The organism is Streptomyces sp. NBC_00038, assembly GCF_026343635.1.
Taxonomy (GTDB): Bacteria; Actinomycetota; Actinomycetes; order Streptomycetales; family Streptomycetaceae; genus Streptomyces.
Genome location: NZ_JAPELQ010000001.1, coordinates 7438740 through 7455578 on the forward strand (window position 1 = coordinate 7438740; position 16839 = coordinate 7455578).

A 16839-nucleotide genomic window follows, 5' to 3' on the forward strand; every position below is an offset into this window, starting at 1 on the left:
CATCCCCCCAGGCATGTAGTCAGCCGCACAGGCGCGCGCGTTACCCTCCCGCGCATGACTGGAGGCAGTGATTCCGAGACGAGTGACCTCGATGAGCCGGCGCAGGCGGCCCGGCGAGCCCGCTGGACGGCGTCCGGGACCGGAGCGCTGCTGACCCTCGCCGGCCTCGCGGCGTCCGCGCTGCGAGCCGTGGGCTCCACGACGGCCCTTGTGCCCGCCGCCTACGCCTCGGGCGCCACGGTGTGCGCCGTCGCATCCCTGCTCGGCGCCCGCGGACGTACCAGGCGGGCTCTGTGGCTGCTGGTCGCCGGGCTGATGGTGATGGCGGTCGGCGACCAGTTCGACTGAACCCGGCGGGGTGACAGAGTCCCGGGGAATGTCCTGTGAGTTGGGTCGCACTCTTGTGAGTAAGCCCACGAATGCGATAAACGATCACTTTCGGCTGTAAGAGTGACTGGGTATTGCTCATGTGTTCTTTGCGGGCTGTTCACTTCTATAGAGGCTGTCAACGTCCTATAGCGGCTGTTCCCGGTCAAAGATCCTCGTATCGCCCCCAGGGAGCACGTCTGTGGCAGCCCTCGCGCGCTGGTGTGTCCAACGCCGCCTCGTCGTCGTTCTCCTGTGGCTCCTCGCGCTCGGCGGTGTCACCGCCGCCGCGGCCGTCATGGGCACCGCCTACTCGAACGACTACGAAGCACCCGGCACCGAGTCGGGCCGCGCCACCCAGCTCCTGCGCGACGGCTTCCCCGGCCTCGGCGGCGACAGCGACACCGTCGTCTGGCACACCACTGCCACCACCGTGCGCTCCGCCGACGTCCAGCAGACGATGACCCGCGCCCTGGACAGGATCGCGGGCCTGCCCGGGGTGGCCTCCGTCGTCAGCCCGTACGAGGGGCAGGACTCGGGCCGGATCAGCGCCGACGGACGTACGGCCTACGCCACGGTCACCTTCGACGACCAGGCCGGGAACATCGACAAGGGCGAGGCGGGGGCCGTCGTGAGCGCGGCCAAGGCCGCCGAGGCCAAGGGGCTCCAGGTGGAGCTGGGCGGCGGCGCCATCGGGCTCACGGGGTCCTCGGGCGGGCATGTCGCCGAGATCGTCGGCGTGGTCGTCGCCGCCGTGGTCCTCTTCCTCGCCTTCGGCTCGCTCGCCGCCTCCCTGCTGCCCATCGCCACGGCCCTGGTCGGCGTGGGGACCGCGTACGCCTCGATCGTGCTCCTGGGGCACGTCATGACCGTCGCCGACTTCGCGCCCATGCTCGGCATACTCATCGGGCTCGGGGTCGGGATCGACTACGCGCTGTTCATCGTGACCCGGCACCGGCGCGGCCTGAAACGCGGGCTCCCGGTGGCCGAGGCCGCGCGGAACGCCGTCGCCACTACAGGCCGCGCGGTCGTCTTCGCCGGAGCCACCGTCTGCATCGCCCTGCTCGGCATGCTCATCCTGCGGCTCGGCTTCCTCAACGGCGTCGCGATCGCCGCCTCCCTGACCGTGATCCTCACCGTCGCGGCCTCCGTGACCCTGCTCCCGGCGCTGCTCTCCTACATCGGTCCACGCGCGTTGAGCCGCCGTGAGCGGCGCCGGCTGTACGAGCACGGACCCCAGCCGGAGATACCCACCGGGCTCGCCGCGCGCTGGTCGGCCTTCGTGGAGCGGCACCCCAAACTGCTCGGCTCCGTCGCCCTGGTGGTGATGGCGCTGCTCGCCCTGCCCACGCTCTCGCTCCACCTGGGCACCTCGGACCAGGGCAACGATCCGAAGCAGGCGACCACGCGGCAGGCGTACGACCTGGTGGCCGAAGGCTTCGGGCCCGGTGTGAACGGGCCCCTGACCCTCGTCACGAAGGTCGACGGCGCCGAGGACATGCTCGCGCTCGACAACCTGGACGCCACGCTCCGGGAGACCGAGGGCGTCGCATCGGTGACCCCGGTGACGTACAACACCGGTGGCGACACCGCGTACCTCACGCTCGTCCCGGAATCCGCGCCGCAGTCGGAGCGGACCAGCGCCCTCGTCGACCGGCTGCGCACCGAGGTACTGCCGCGCGCCGAGGCGGACAACTCACTCGACGTCCAGGTCGGCGGCGTCACGGCGAGCTACGACGACTTCGCGGATGTCATCGTCGGCAAACTGCCCCTCTTCGTAGGCGTCGTCATAGGCCTCGGCTGCGCACTGCTGCTGCTCGCCTTCCGTTCGATCGGCATCCCCCTGAAGGCCGCCGTGATGAACATCGCCGCCGTGGCCGCCGCCTTCGGCGTCGTCGTCGCGATCTTCCAGTGGGGCTGGGGGAGCGAACTGCTCGGCCTCGGCCGAGCGGGCCCGATCGAACCCTTCCTGCCCGTGATCATGGTGTCGGTGCTCTTCGGGCTCTCCATGGACTACCAGGTCTTCCTGGTCAGCCGGATGTACGAGGAGTGGCTGGAAACCGGCGACAACCGGCGCGCCGTCCGGGTCGGCCTCGCCGAGACCAGCCGGGTGATCAACTCCGCCGCCGTCATCATGATCTCCGTCTTCCTGGCCTTCGTGCTCAGCGGCGACCGGGTCATCGCGATGTTCGGCATCGCGCTGGCCGCGGCCGTCGCCCTGGACGCCTTCGTCCTGCGGACGCTCCTGGTGCCCGCCCTCATGCACCTCCTCGGGGGCGCCAACTGGTGGCTGCCCCGCTGGCTCGACCGGTGCCTGCCGCGCATCAGCATCGAGCCTCCCGAGTGCCGCGCCGCCCATGAGAGGCTGGCGGCGGCGACGGACGCCGAGGTGGCGGACGTACTGGAGAAGGAGCGGCGGCAGGATGTACGCGATATCCCTGGGTGACGACGGAGCGGAACTGCGGCCCCTGGAGCCCTGGCACGCCGAGGAGTTCCTGGCTCACATGGAGCGGGGTCGCGAGTTCATCGGCCGGCATGTCTCACTGCCCGACGCGGTGACGGACCTCACCTCGACGAGGGCCTTCCTCCAGGCGTACGCCGACAAGCGCGCCGCCGACAGCGGCTTCCTGTACGGGATCTGGCTGGAGGGGAAGCTCGTAGGCGGGCTGCTCTTCCGGATCTTCGACACCGCGCAGGGGAACTGCGAGGCCGGGTGCTGGCTGGAGCCCGCGGCGGCCGGGCGCGGACTCGTCACCCGCGGGGCGCGGATCATCATCGACTGGGCGGTCGAGGAGCGCGGTATGCACCGTGTGGAGTGGATCGCCCCGTCCGCGAACGAACCGAGCCTGAACGTGGCGCGGCGCCTCGGCATGACGCGGGACGGCGTACTGCGCGAAAGCTACCTGTACCGGGGCGTACGGAGCGACATGGAGGTCTGGTCGGTGCTCGCGCCCGAGTGGCGGGCCACGCGCGCGCGTGGTGGACGATAACGATCCACTTCCATTCCCGCGAACATTAAGAGACCTCTCAGACAGGATCCGTACGGTGCGAGATATGGGAACCAAGACTGTTGACGAGGCCGGGGTCGAGACCGGCACAGAGGCTAAGAGCGACGAGGAGGCCGTGGACCTCACCAAGGACGACGGCGCCAAGGCCGACGAGGCCGTGGGCACCGACGGGGAAGCCGCGGCCGGCACCCCGGACGAGGACGAGTACGACGAGGACGAGCTTTCCGAGGCGGTCGCTGCCAAGGCCCCCTCAGGGGTCGGCCTGGGTGCCGCCGCGGTGGTCTCCGCCGCACTGGGTCTCGTCTCGCTGACCGGCGGCTGGCTCGGCACCGTCGCGCAGGCGCGCGACTCGCTGTACGGCCAGCTGGAGACCGCGTCGACCGCGACCGTCTCCACGCAGATCGAGCAGGTCTACGGCAACTCGTGGAACGCCAACGCGCTGGTCGCGGGCATCTTCGCGCTGGTCGCCCTGCTCGTCGGCGTCTTCGTGCTGGTCCGGCCGGCGTTCGGCAACCCCGACCGGGTCGTGCAGGCCACGTGGGTCAAGTCCGTCGCCTGGGCGGGTGTCTCGCTCGCGATCATCGGCCTGCTGCTCGCCGTGCTCAAGTACACGGACATCCTGCTGTCCATGCCGACCGTGAGCAGCTGAGCGCTCGCTTCCTGAGTTACCCGGGCTTTCCCGAGCTTTTCTGAGGGGCCTTAGGCCCGCCCTACGTCACGTACGGCGGACCTAAGGCCCTTCGCGCGCTCAAGATGCGGAACTCTCCCGATGTGGCGCACCCCCCTTGGAGACGAAGGTTGAGGCATCGCAACAAGCGAAGCCCGAAACCGACTCTTCACGAGGGGTACGAGATGTTCGAGTACGAGCTCCAGCAGATCCGGTCCGCAGAGCTGATCCGCGAGGCCCAGAACCACCGACTGGTACGGGAGGCCCTCCGCAGTCGCCGTGCCGCCCGCCGTGCCGCCGTGCGTGAGTCCGCACAGAACGACACGGAGGGGCAGGGACATAGCCGCCGCCACCGCCGGCACCGGTTCGCCCGCGCCGCGTGAACGCCGCGGGGCCTCGGGAGGGCGGCCGCACGGGGGTCGGCCGTCCTCCCGGGTCGGCGGCGGCCATCCCGACAACAACGTCGGCGGCGGCCGTCCCGACAACCGGGTCGACGGTCGCGGTCCCGACATCCGTGTCGAAGGTCGCCGTCCCGATAACCAGTGCCGCACTGTCGGACCCCTGTGCGATGCTCGGGCCCGTGGAAGCCAGGTCCGTCAGCCCGGTGTTCGTCGGACGCGCCGACGAACTGGGCGTGCTGCACGACGCGCTCGCCCGCGCCACCGCGGGCGAGCCGCAGGCATTGCTGCTCGGCGGCGAGGCGGGGGTCGGAAAGACCCGCCTGATCGAGGAGTTCGCCACCGCGGCCGGCCGCGAGGGCGCGGTCGTCGTGTGCGGCGGCTGCGTCGAGATCGGCGCCGACGGACTGCCCTTCGCCCCCTTCTCCACGGCCCTGCGCGGCATGCGCCGGCTGCTCCCGGACGAACTCGCCGCCGCTGCCGCCGGACAGGAGGAGGAACTGGCCCGGCTGCTGCCCGAGTTGGGCGAGGCCGGACAGGGGCGGCGGTACGAAGAGGAGGGCATGGCCCGCCTGTTCGAGCTCACCGCCCGCCTCCTGGAGCGCGTCGCCGCGGACCGCACGGTCGTCGTCGCCCTCGAAGACCTGCACTGGGCCGACGCCTCCACCCGCCACCTTCTCGCCTACCTCTTCCGCACACTGCGCAGCGGCCGCCTCGTCGTCGTCGCCACCTACCGCGCCGACGACATCCACCGCCGCCACCCGCTGCGGCCCCTGCTGGCCGAGCTGGACCGGCTGCGCACGGTCCGCCGTATCGAACTCGGCCGCTTCAGCCGCGCGGAAGTCGGCCGCCAGATCGCCGGAATCCTCGCTCACGAACCCGACCCGGCCCAGGTCGACGACATCTTCGAACGCTCCGACGGCAACGCCTTCTTCGTCGAGGAACTCGCCGTCGCCTCCCACCAGGGCTGCCGCACCGGGCTCACGGACTCCCTCCGCGACCTGCTCCTGGTACGCGTCGAAGGGCTGCCCGAGACCGCCCAGCGCGTCGCCCGGATCGTCGCCGAGGGCGGCTCCACCGTCGAGTACCCGCTGCTCGCCGCCGTGGCCCGGCTCGCCGAGGACGACCTCATCGAGGCGCTGCGGGCCGCCGTCGGCGCCAACATCCTGCTCGCCTCACCCGGCGGCGACGGCTACCGCTTCCGCCACTCCCTGGTCCGCGAAGCCGTCAGCGACGACCTGCTGCCCGGCGAGCGCTCCCGCTTCAACCGCCGCTACGCCGAAGCCCTGGAGGCCGACCCGTCGCTCGTACCGGCCGACCAGCGCCTCACCCGGCTGGCCAGCTACTGGTACCACGCCCATGACGCCGCCAAGGCCCTCCCCGCCGTCCTGGACGCCTCCGTCGAGGCCCGCTGCCGGCACGCCCACTCCGAGCAACTGCGGCTCCTGGAACGGGCGATGGAACTGTGGGACGTCGCCCCCGACGCCGTACGGGACGAACTGCGCCCCGTCGACTACGTGGAGGTCTATCCCCCCTGCGGCTGCGACCCGGCGACCAAGCCCCTGCGCTACCTCGACCTGATGGCCGAGGCTGCCGTCGCGGGCCGGCTGTGCGGGGAGCGCGAGCGGGCCCTGAAGATCACCAAGCGGGCGCTGCACCTCCTGGAGGACGAGGGCGATCCGCTGCGCGCCGCCTGGTTCTGGGTCCAGCGCTCCCGCCTGGTGCAGTCGCAGGCTCGCGGTGACGGCTGGAAGGAACTCGCCACCGCCCAGGACCTGGTGCGCGGCCTCCCGCCGTCGGAGGTGCACGCCGAGGTGCTGGCCGCCGTCGCCGCCTGGTGCATGCTGCACGAACCGGGGCCCAGCGCCCTCTCCGCCGCCGAACGCGCCGTGGAGTACGCGCGCATGGTCGGCGCCCGGGACATCGAGCTGAACGCCCGGCTCGTATTCGGCGGCCTCATGGTCGACGCGGGTGACGTCGAGGCGGGGCTCGCGGAGATGTACGAGGTCAAGGAGCGGGTGAACCGGCGGGGCTCCTCCCTCGTCCTGGGGCGCGTGCACATCAACCTGCCCTCACATCTGGAGTCGCTCGGCCGCTCCCGCGAGGCGGTCTCGGTGCTGCGGGAAGGCGTCGAACTGGCCCGGACGAAAGGCCTGTTGGACACCGAGGCCTACGTCTGGGTCAACTTCTCGGAGTCGCTCGACTCGCTCGGTCGGTGGGACGAGGCCGTCGACGCCGCGGGCAACGCGCTGCGCATCGGGCTCAGCGGCAAGGCCTCCGGCGTGGGCGCCATCCGTCTGTCGTATCTCGCGCTCGCCCGCGGCGACCTCGCCGAGGCCGGACGCCAACTGGCCGCCGCCCGCGCCCACTTCGGCACCCACGACCCCATGCCGCAGCACTCTCTGCCGCTGCTGGGCAGCGCGATCGGCATCGCCGCCTCGGAGGGCCGCCTCCTCGACGCCCGCACCGCGCTGGAGGAGGCCCTCGGCGCGGGCTTCCCGCCCGGCACCCAGCGCTACGGCTGGCCGCTGCTGCTCGCCGCCGCCACCGCGGAGGCCGACGCCCACAGCCTGCCCCTCGCCGCACCGGGCCGCCCCGAGACGGTGGAACACATCCGCTCCGCCGCCAAGTCCCTGGCCACCGGCGCGCCCCTCTGGCTCGCGTACGAGGAGTGGGTGCGCGCCGAACTCCGCCGGGCCGAGGGCGTGACCGACCCGCACGACTGGTCCGAGGTGGTCACCGCCTTCGAACCCGTGGAGCGCCCCTACGACCTCGCCCGCGTCCGCCATCGCCTCGCCGAGGCCCTGCTGTCCTCGGGCACGGACGACGACGCCCGCGCCCGCGCCACGGAACTCCTCCGGCTGGCCCGAGCCGCCGCCGACCACCTGGGCGCCCGCCCCCTCGCCGACGCCGTCGCACTGCTCGCCCAGCGGGCCCGCCTCGCCCTGGGCCGCGCCCCCGAGCCGTCCGCCCTGGCCTCCGTCGACCCGGCGGTCGCTCTCGGCCTCACCAGCCGCGAACGCGACGTCCTCCGCCTCGTCGCCGCCGGCCGCAGCAACCGCCAGATCGCCGAGGAACTCTTCATCTCCCCGAAGACGGCCAGCGTCCATGTGTCGAACATCCTCGCCAAGCTGGGTGTCTCCGGCAGAGGCGAGGCCGCGGCCATGGCCCACCGCCTGCGGTTGTTCCCGCCGGAGACCCCCACAGCCCAGGCCGTGGGCTGAGGTTTACGCTGTAAGGGATCCGGGCCGAGGGAGGCGCCGTGTTCAACATGTTCGAGGAGCTGTTCGCACCAGGCCGCAAGCACACCAACGACGAACGCAAGCGACTGGAACTGTCCCGGGTGGACCTGAACGACGGCGACCCAGGCCGCGGCCCCATAGACCTGTCCTCGGGCAAGGTGGTCGTACGACCACCGGGGCCCGGACGGACGACTCCTCCGAGCCCGGCCGCGGAGCCGGAGACAGAGGTGGAGCCCCAGGCCGAGGAGCCCGCCGGCGACTGAGAAGTGCGGACTGGGACTACGCGGCGCACTAGGACCCCGTCAGTTCCAGGATCACGTCACCTCCAGCTCCAGAATCCTGTCGTCCCCCGCTCCGGGGCTGCCCCGCCCGTCCGTCTCGCTCGTCACCAGCCACAGCTTGTCGCCGCCCGCCGACACCACCGTGCGCAGGCGGCCGTAGTCACCCTCCAGGAACGCCTGGGGTTCGGCGGAGGCCTTCGTGCCGTCCAGGGGGATGCGCCACAGGCGTTCGCCCTTGAGGCCCGCCATCCAGATGGAGCCCTCCGCGTAGGCGATGCCGCTTGGGGAGGCGTCGTCCGTGTGCCACTGGGCGATCGGGTTCAGGTACTCGGAGTTGTCGCTCTCGCCCTCGACCACCGGCCAGCCGTAGTTCCCGCCCGGCTTGATCTGGTTCAGCTCGTCCCAGGTGTCCTGGCCGAACTCGGCCGCCCACAGGCGCTGCTTGTCGTCCCAGGCGAGGCCCTGGACATTGCGATGCCCGTACGAGTAGACGACCGAGTCGCCGAACGGATTGCCCGGCGCCGGCTCGCCCTCCGGCGTCATCCGCAGGATCTTGCCGCCGAGCGACTTCGTGTCCTGGGCCAGACCCGTCTGACCCGTCTCACCCGCGCCCGCGTACAGCATCTTGTCCGGGCCGAACGCGATCCGGCCGCCGTTGTGGATGTACCCCTTGGGGATGCCCTTGAAGATCGTGTCCGGCGAGCCCAGCTGCTCCCCGGACGGCTTGCTCTCGTCGTACAGCATGCGCACGATGCGGTTGTCCGACACCGTGGTGAAGTACGCGTAGACGAAGTGGTCCGAGGCGTAGTCGGGGGAGAGCGCGATCCCGAGGAGGCCGCCCTCGCCCTCGGGGGCTACCCCGGGCACCTCGCCCAGCTCCGTCTTCTTGCCGGTCTCCTTGTCGACCCGCGTGATCGTCCCCTCGTCGCGGGAAGACACCAGCAGGTCGTCCTCGGACAGTGGTGCCAGGCCCCAGGGGGAATCGAGGTCCTCGGTGACGGTGCGCACGACCTTCACCGTGCCCTTGGCGGGCGGTGGCTCCTCGGCGGCCTTCTCGGAGGACGACGCCCCCGGCTCCGTACCGCCGTCACCTGTGCTGCTCGGCGGCGTGCTTCCGCCGCCGGAGGCCGTCCCTCCGTCGTCGGAGGAACAGCCGGCCGTCACCAGAAGCGCGGCCGCGGCCAACACGGCCGTCACCACTCGTCGTTGCACGATCATGGGGTCCCTTCGACGCGGCGGTCCTACTGTTCATACACCGCTCGCGTCCCACGAGTTCCCGATCACGGAGACGTAAATCCAGCCACGTGCTCCCGGGCACCTACGCACGGCACGTACTCCGCGAACGCGCCCTACTCCCAGGATCCCTGCGCCCCCGGCAGCCCCGCCACCTCCGCCAGATCCTCCGCCGTCAGCCTCAGCCCGGCCGCACCCGCGTTCTCCGCGACCCACCGCTCCCGCTTGGCCCCCGGCACCGGCACCACGTGCCGCCCCTGCGCCAGCACCCACGCCAGCGCCACCTGCGCGGGCGTGACCGCGTTCTCGTCGGACCCGTGCCGCCGGGCGACGCGGCGCAGGCCGACGACGATCGGCTGGTTCGAGGCCATCATCTCGGCGGTGAAGCGGGGGTGCCGAGCGCGTACGTCGTCGGGCTCGAAGCCCTCGCCCGGGGTCAGCGTGCCGGTCAGGAAGCCGTTGCCGAGGGGCATCGCCGCCAGGAAGCCCACCCCGCGCGCCGCGCACCAGGGCAGCAGCGCGTCCAGCGCCTCCGTGGACCACACCGACAGCTCGGCCTCCACGGCGCTCACGGGGAAGACCTGCTGCACCCGCTCCAACTGGCGGATCGTTCCGTCGTGCAGCCGCGCCCCCGAGCGGCGGGCGGAGCGCGCGCCCACCGCGCACAGCCCGAGCGACCGCACCTTGCCGGCCGTCACCAGCTCCGCCATCGCACCCCAGGTCTCCTCGACGGGAACCTCCGGGTCCGCGCGGTGCAACTGGTAGAGGTCGATCACGTCCGTCTGCAGCCGGCGCAGCGAGGCGTCGCACGCCCGCTTCACATAGCCGGGGCGGCCGTTGGCCACGATGTGCTGCTCGCCCACCAGCAGGCCGACCTTGGTCGACACGAAGGCCTCGCCGCGGCGCTCCTTCAGTACCCGCCCCACCAGCAGCTCGTTGGTGAAGGGGCCGTACATGTCGGCCGTGTCGAGCAGCGTCGAACCCCGGTCGAGTGCCGTGTGCACGGCGCGGAGCGACTCCTCACCGCGCTGCCGCGAACCGGTGTACGCCCAGTTCATCGGCATGCACCCGAGCCCGACCGCCCCCACTTCGAGCGCCGCCGCCCCGATCGTCCTGCGCTCCACCTGGCCGCAACCCTCCCTCTCCGGCTCCCCAACCTAACCTCTGCGCGTCCAAGCGCCTGACATAGCCTCGTGAGCATGACCTCCGACGTATGGCTTCCCTTTCGCGCCGACGACATCGACGGGCTTCCCGAAGGCCTGAACTACCGCTACTGGAATGGTGACCTGGAGTTTCCCGCAGATCCGGCCGACTGCGAGTTCTATGTCGTGCCCTATATGCAGCCGCCCGCCGTCTCACAGCGTCCGATGCCCGAAATGACCTCGGTGCGGGTCGTGCAGACACTCTCCGCCGGTGTCGACCACGTCCTGCCGAGCATGGAAGTCCTGAGCCCCGGTGTGCAGTTGTGCAACGCGCGCGGTGTGCACGAGGCGAGCACCGGCGAGCTCGCCCTCGCGCTGATCCTCGCCTCGCTCAGGGGCATCCCCGCATTCGTGCGGGCGCAGGACAAGGGGGAGTGGAGTTCGGGGTTCCACCCGGCGCTGGCCGACAAGTCCGTACTCATCGTGGGGTACGGGTCGATCGGGTCCGCCATCGAGGACCGGCTCACTCCCTTCGAGCTCGCGCGGGTGGCGCGCGTCGCGCGCTCCCCGCGCACCACGGAGCGCGGTCCCGTGCACCCGCTCACCGAACTGCCCGCCCTGCTGCCCGAGGCCGACATCGTCGTCCTCTCCACGCCCCTCAACGACACCACCCGCGGCCTGGTGAACGCCGACTTCCTCTCCCACATGAAGGACGGCGCCCTCCTGGTGAACGTCGCCCGCGGCCCCGTCGTCGACACCAAGGCGCTGCTCGCCGAGCTGGAGAGCGGCCGCATCACCGCGGCCCTCGATGTCACCGACCCCGAACCGTTGCCCCAGGGGCACCCGTTGTGGCAGGCGCCGGGCGTGCTCATCAGCCCTCATGTCGGCGGACCCACGTCCGCGTTCCTGCCGCGCGCCAAGCGGCTCCTGGTAGCGCAGTTGAACCTCTTCGTGAACCGGGAGCCGCTGCGGAACGTGGTCCTTACGACGGGCGCGTAGGTCACCTCACGACGGGCGCGCAGGTCGGTTCACGACGGGCGCGCGGGCCACCTCCCGTTCGCTCCCCGTCCGCTTTTGACACCCTCCGCAGTTCTTCGAATGCGGGCAGTGCCGACAAACTCCCTGGTCGTCACGGAGCGTAGAGGAACTATGTCCCTGAGTGACGAGACTGGTGTATCGTCCCGACAGGGGCTGCGCCGCGCACCGTTCGGCGCCGGGGATGGATTTTCAGACTGCGAGGGGGGCGACGGGCGATGCACGGCCTATGGACCAACGATCCGACGCGGCGGGGCCGCCGACGACGACCCTGGCGCGCGGCCACGCGGAGACGCGGGCAGTGCGGCCACAGTGGCCACGGCGGTCATCACCACCGCAGGCGCAACGGCCGCCGGAGGCACGGGCACCCGGCGCACGCGGACCAGTGGGACCCCGGCGTGCGGACCGGGTGGGCCCGGTGAGCTCCCCCGGAGCGCTGCTGACCCGTCGGCCGGCGCTCGGTGGCGGGACGGGCCTGTTCTCGCAACTCGTACTGGCCCTGGTGTGCGCGGGATACGCCGTCGGTTCCGCGCTCGGCTGGGGTTCCGTGACCCTCGGGCTCGTCATGGGCGACTTCGGGCTGAGCGCCGCCGCGGGCGTCGCGGCGGTCTCCTGTTTCCGCTACGCCCAGAGCCGTCGCAGCCGTTTTCGACCCGCCTGGCTGCTCTTCGGGCTCTCCTCCGCCATGGCCTGCCTGGGCAACGCCGTCTGGGGGTGGTACGAGGTCGTCCTCGACCGTCCCGTCCCCAGCCCCAGCTTCGCCGACCTGTTCTTCCTGTGTTTCGCGCCGCCCGCCATCGTGGGTCTGCTCGTGCTCGCCAAGAGGCCCGTGACCAAGGCGGGTTGGGTCTGCCTCGCGCTCGACTCCTGGTTAATCGGTGGCTCCCTGCTCACGCTGTCCTGGAGCCTCGCGCTCGCTCAGGCGGCGAAGTTCGACGGGCCGAGCGTCGCGCACACCGCACTGTCACTGGCGTATCCGCTGCTGGACATCGCGCTGGTCAGCATGGTGCTGGCGCTGCACTTCCGGCGCTCGTCGGTGAACCGCTCCGCGGTGAACACCGCGATCGGCGCGCTCGCCCTGACCGTGATGTGCGACGCCCTGTTCACCTCGCCCCTGCTGCACAACGACTACCGCTCCGGGCAGCTCCTCGACGCCGGCTGGTTCGCCGGCTCACTGCTCCTCGCGTACGCCCCCTGGGTCGGCCCCCGGCACGGTCAGCCGGACACCGGCCGGTACGACACGGACGGGCAAGCGCGCGTGGTGCACGAGCACATCCCGGGGCAGCGGCAGGAGGTACGGCCGGGGCACCCGGGAGGACAGGTGCACGTACCCCTCCACGGCGGAGGCCACAGTCGGTATCAGGCCACCCGCCCCATCGCCGGATCGCTGGCCGCGCTCACGCCCTATCTGGCGGCCGCCGTCTGCACACTGGGGATCCTCTACAACGTTCTGAACGGCCGCAATGTCGACCGCGTGGTGCTCATCACCGCCGGTCTGGTCGTGCTCGCCCTCGTCGTCCGCCAGGGCATCATGCTCCTCGACAACATCACCCTCACCCAGGAACTGGCCCAGAAGGAGAACCACTTCCGCTCCCTGGTGCAGGGTTCCAGCGACGTCATCATGATCGCAGCCCCGAACGGCATTCTGAGATACGTCAGTCCGGCCGCCGCCGGGGTCTACGGACGGGACGCCGAGGACCTCGTCGGCTCCGAACTCGCCTCGCTCATCCACCCGGAGGACCTCGGCTGCGTGGTCCACGAAGTGCGCCGCTTCCTGGCCGCCAGTCACATCGAGGAGCCCACGACCCGCATCGAGTGCCGCTTCAGGTCCGGCGACGGCGGCTGGCTGAACGTGGAGTCCACCGTCAACCGGCACCACGGCGGCCTCATCTTCAACAGCCGTGACGTGACCGAACGGGTGCGTCTGCAGGCGCAGTTACAGCACAACGCCGAGCATGACCCGCTGACAGACCTGCCCAACCGCGCGCTGTTCACCCGGCGCGTCCAGCAGGCGCTCTCCGGCCGCCGCTCCTCGGACCGCGGCACCGCCGTCCTCTTCATCGACCTCGACGGCTTCAAGGCCGTGAACGACACGATCGGGCACCAGGCCGGCGACGAACTGCTCGTCCAGGCGGCCCGCAGACTCCAGGAATCCGTGCGGCAGAGCGACACCGCGGCCCGGCTCGGCGGTGACGAGTTCGCGGCGCTCATCGTCGGCGACGGCACCCGCGACCGCACCGCCCGCGAACACCAGATCCTCGAACTCGCCGACCGCCTGAGGATCACGCTCTCGCAGCCGTACGCCATCGACGGCAACGATGTCCGGGTCGCCGCGTCCATCGGCGTCGGCTTCGCCGAACCGGGCCTGGGCGCCGGTGAGTTGCTGCGCAATGCCGACCTCGCCATGTACCGGGCCAAGGCGACGGGCAAGGGCCGCGTCGAGCTGTACGCGCCCCAGATGCAGCAGGACGTCGTCCGCAAGGCGGAGCTGGCGACGAGGCTGCGCTCCGCGTTGCAGGACGGCGAGTTCACGCTGCTGCACCAGCCCGTGGTCTCGCTGGACAACGGCCGGATCGCGACGGTCACCGCCCAGGCCCGCTGGCGCTCCTCCCAGGGCGTGCTCTTCACACCCGCCGAGTTCCTGCGCGTCGCCGAGGACAGCGACCGCACCGCCGAGCTGAGCCGCTGGATGCTCGAAGAGGCCATCGAGCAGGCAGCCGCGCGCGCCGCCACCGGAATCACGGCACCCGTCGCGGTCCGGATGAACGCCCGGCGCCTGCTGGACCGCTCCGGGCCCCTCGGCTCGGTGGAGGCCCTGCTGACCCGGCACGGGCTCCCCTCCGGCGCCCTGATCATCGAGCTGTCCGAAACCGACCCCCGGGTCTCCCTGGACGAACTGGAGCGCCGGCTGAACGCGCTGCGGCGGCTCGGCGTCCGGATCGCCCTGGACGGCTTCGGCAGCGGCCATGCCGCCATCACGGCACTCAGAAGGCTCCCGATAGACGTGCTGAAACTCGACAGGGACCTCGTCGAGGGTGTCGTCGAGTCCGCGCGGCTGCACAAGATCACCAGTGGGCTGCTGCGGATCGCCACCGACCTCGGGCTGCAGTCCGTGGCCGAGGGTGTGGACCTCCCGGAGCAGGTCATCGCCCTGCGCGCCATGGGCTGCACCCATGGACAGGGCATGGCGTTCTCCGCGCCGCTCGACGAATACCGGCTGCGCAGAGCGCTGTCCATGGGGCACTACCCCGTGCCGCACGGGCCCGTCGAGCCCGCGTTCGCGGGCGGCGGCGCGGGGGTGTACACCGGTGGTGTGCCCGCTGTCTATGGAGGCGGTACGGTGCTCCGCTCACATAATGAGACTCCCGTCCCACCCACTTGACAGTCGGTGCGTGCCGGGGGGAGGGTCAATGCCATGCGCACCCGAATTCTCGTACTTGGAAAGCGCGTCGGCTGAGCTGGGACCCACCGGATCGACAGAACCGGAATCCCCAGTGAACGCACCGGCGCGCTCCCCTCGCTTGCCTCACGGCACGAGGGGTTTTTTGTTGCACAGGCACCAGTCGTACACCGCACAAACTTCGCAAAAACCCTCAGCATCGAGAAGAGAATGCCGATGACCGAGCAGGCCACCGGGGCCCACCATCCGCAGCCGCGGCCCCGATCCGGAGGACAGCAGTCCGCGCCCGAGCAGGTGACGGGTGCGAAGTCCCTCATCCGTTCTCTTGAGGAAGTCGGGGCCGACACGGTATTCGGCATTCCCGGCGGCGCGATCCTTCCGGCCTACGACCCGCTGATGGACTCCCAGCGCGTGCGGCACGTGCTCGTCCGTCACGAGCAGGGCGCGGGTCACGCGGCCACCGGTTACGCGCAGGCCACCGGCAAGGTCGGCGTCTGCATGGCGACCAGCGGCCCCGGCGCCACCAACCTGGTGACCCCGATCGCCGACGCGCACATGGACTCGGTGCCGCTCGTGGCGATCACCGGGCAGGTCGCGTCCAAGGCGATCGGCACGGACGCCTTCCAGGAGGCGGACATCGTCGGCATCACCATGCCGATCACCAAGCACAACTTCCTGGTGACCAAGGCAGAGGACATCCCGCGGACGATCGCGGAGGCCTTCCACATCGCCTCCACCGGCCGCCCCGGACCCGTCCTCGTCGACATCGCCAAGGACGCACTCCAGGCGCAGACCACCTTCCAGTGGCCGCCCACCCAGGACCTGCCCGGCTACCGCCCGGTGACCAAGCCGCACGCCAAGCAGATCCGCGAGGCCGCCAAGCTGATCACCGCCGCGAAGCGGCCCGTCCTCTACGTCGGCGGCGGCGTCCTCAAGGCCAATGCCACCGCCGAGCTGAAGGTCCTCGCAGAACTCACCGGAGCGCCCGTCACCACCACACTGATGGCGCTCGGCGCATTCCCCGACAGTCACGAGCTGCACGTGGGAATGCCGGGCATGCACGGTGCGGTCACCGCCGTCACCGCGCTGCAGAAGGCCGACCTGATCGTCGCCCTCGGAGCCCGCTTCGACGACCGCGTCACCGGCAAGCTGGACAGCTTCGCCCCGTACGCCAAGATCGTCCACGCCGACATCGACCCGGCGGAGATCGGCAAGAACCGCGCCGCCGACGTGCCGATCGTCGGTGACGCCCGCGAGGTCATCGCCGACCTGGTCCAGGCGGTGCAGAAGGAGCACGGCGAGGGCCACCGGGGCGACTACACCGCCTGGTGGAGGGACCTCAACCGCTGGCGCGAGACCTACCCGCTGGGTTACGAGCAGCCCGACAACGGCTCGCTCGCCCCCCAGCAGGTCATCGAGCGCATCGGCCAACTCGCCCCGGAGGGCACGATCTTCGCGGCGGGCGTCGGCCAGCACCAGATGTGGGCCGCGCACTACGTCCAGTACGAGAAGCCCGCGACCTGGCTGAACTCCGGTGGCGCCGGAACCATGGGCTACGCGGTCCCGGCCGCGATGGGCGCCAAGGCCGGCCGGCCGGACCGTACGGTCTGGGCGATCGACGGCGACGGCTGCTTCCAGATGACCAATCAGGAGCTCACCACCTGCGCCCTGAACAACATCCCGATCAAGGTCGCCATCATCAACAACGGCGCCCTCGGGATGGTCCGCCAGTGGCAGACCCTCTTCTACAACCAGCGGTACTCCAACACCGTGCTCCACTCCGGCCCCGACGCCAGCGGCAAGGAGCCGAGCGCCGGCACCCGCGTCCCCGACTTCGTGAAGCTGTCGGAGGCCATGGGCTGCTACGCGATCCGCTGCGAGTCCCCGGACGACCTCGACAAGGTCATCGAAGAGGCGAACTCGATCAACGACCGCCCGGTCGTGGTCGACTTCATCGTCCACGAGGACGCCATGGTGTGGCCGATGGTCGCGGCCGGCACCTCCAACGACGAGGTCATGTTCGCCCGGGACGTCCGCCCCGACTTCGGCGACAACGAAGACGACTGA

The 16839-nt window shown here is 71.0% G+C and carries 12 protein-coding genes; 10 read left to right on the forward strand and 2 right to left on the reverse strand.

The annotated features are described in order from the left end of the window. The first annotated feature begins 54 nt into the window (after positions 1-54). The 7 genes from OG219_RS33760 (at position 55) to OG219_RS33790 (ending at position 7944) form a co-directional block, all read left to right on the forward strand. Entirely contained in the window at positions 55-348 is a 294-nt protein-coding gene (locus OG219_RS33760; RefSeq protein WP_266832954.1) for a hypothetical protein, read from the forward strand. 220 nt (positions 349-568) lie between these two features. Beyond that, entirely contained in the window at positions 569-2812 is a 2244-nt protein-coding gene (locus tag OG219_RS33765) for an MMPL family transporter (RefSeq protein ID WP_266832956.1), read from the forward strand. Then, positions 2790-3356: a GNAT family N-acetyltransferase gene (locus OG219_RS33770; protein ID WP_266474777.1), complete on the forward strand. Its 567-nt coding sequence runs from the start codon at positions 2790-2792 to the stop codon at positions 3354-3356. Before OG219_RS33765 ends, OG219_RS33770 begins: the two co-directional genes overlap by 23 nt. Positions 3357-3420: 64 nt before the next feature. Further along, a complete protein-coding gene (locus tag OG219_RS33775; RefSeq protein WP_266832958.1) occupies positions 3421-4023 on the forward strand; it encodes a hypothetical protein in 603 nt (200 codons plus the stop codon). Positions 4024-4226: 203 nt separating this feature from the next. Then, entirely contained in the window at positions 4227-4424 is a 198-nt protein-coding gene (locus OG219_RS33780; RefSeq protein ID WP_266832960.1) for a hypothetical protein, read from the forward strand. Between the two features lie 185 nt (positions 4425-4609). Next, positions 4610-7663: a helix-turn-helix transcriptional regulator gene (locus OG219_RS33785; RefSeq protein WP_266832962.1), complete on the forward strand. Its 3054-nt coding sequence runs from the start codon at positions 4610-4612 to the stop codon at positions 7661-7663. A gap of 38 nt (positions 7664-7701) precedes the next feature. Continuing rightward, positions 7702-7944, forward strand: coding sequence for a DUF6191 domain-containing protein (locus OG219_RS33790; protein WP_266832964.1), 243 nt, complete (start codon positions 7702-7704; stop codon positions 7942-7944). 51 nt (positions 7945-7995) lie between these two features. On the opposite strand, the gene OG219_RS33795 is transcribed toward OG219_RS33790, so the two are convergent. Both OG219_RS33795 and OG219_RS33800 read right to left on the reverse strand, forming a co-directional pair. Then, positions 7996-9180 (reverse strand): sorbosone dehydrogenase family protein, encoded by a 1185-nt coding sequence (locus OG219_RS33795; RefSeq protein WP_266832966.1) that lies wholly within the window; start codon positions 9178-9180, stop codon positions 7996-7998. A 131-nt stretch (positions 9181-9311) separates the two neighbouring features. Beyond that, positions 9312-10319: an aldo/keto reductase gene (locus tag OG219_RS33800; protein ID WP_266832968.1), complete on the reverse strand. Its 1008-nt coding sequence runs from the start codon at positions 10317-10319 to the stop codon at positions 9312-9314. Positions 10320-10394: 75 nt separating this feature from the next. Here OG219_RS33800 and OG219_RS33805 point away from each other — a divergent pair, with 75 nt between their 5' ends. From OG219_RS33805 to OG219_RS33815, 3 genes are all read left to right on the forward strand, one after another. Continuing rightward, the gene (locus OG219_RS33805; RefSeq protein ID WP_266832970.1) at positions 10395-11336 is read left to right on the forward strand and encodes a 2-hydroxyacid dehydrogenase; all 942 of its coding nucleotides are present in this window, start codon (positions 10395-10397) and stop codon (positions 11334-11336) included. A 454-nt stretch (positions 11337-11790) separates the two neighbouring features. Further along, positions 11791-14754, forward strand: a complete 2964-nt coding sequence (locus OG219_RS33810; RefSeq protein ID WP_266832972.1) for a bifunctional diguanylate cyclase/phosphodiesterase — start codon at positions 11791-11793, stop codon at positions 14752-14754. Positions 14755-14982: 228 nt separating this feature from the next. Continuing rightward, positions 14983-16839 (forward strand): acetolactate synthase large subunit, encoded by a 1857-nt coding sequence (locus tag OG219_RS33815; RefSeq protein WP_266832974.1) that lies wholly within the window; start codon positions 14983-14985, stop codon positions 16837-16839.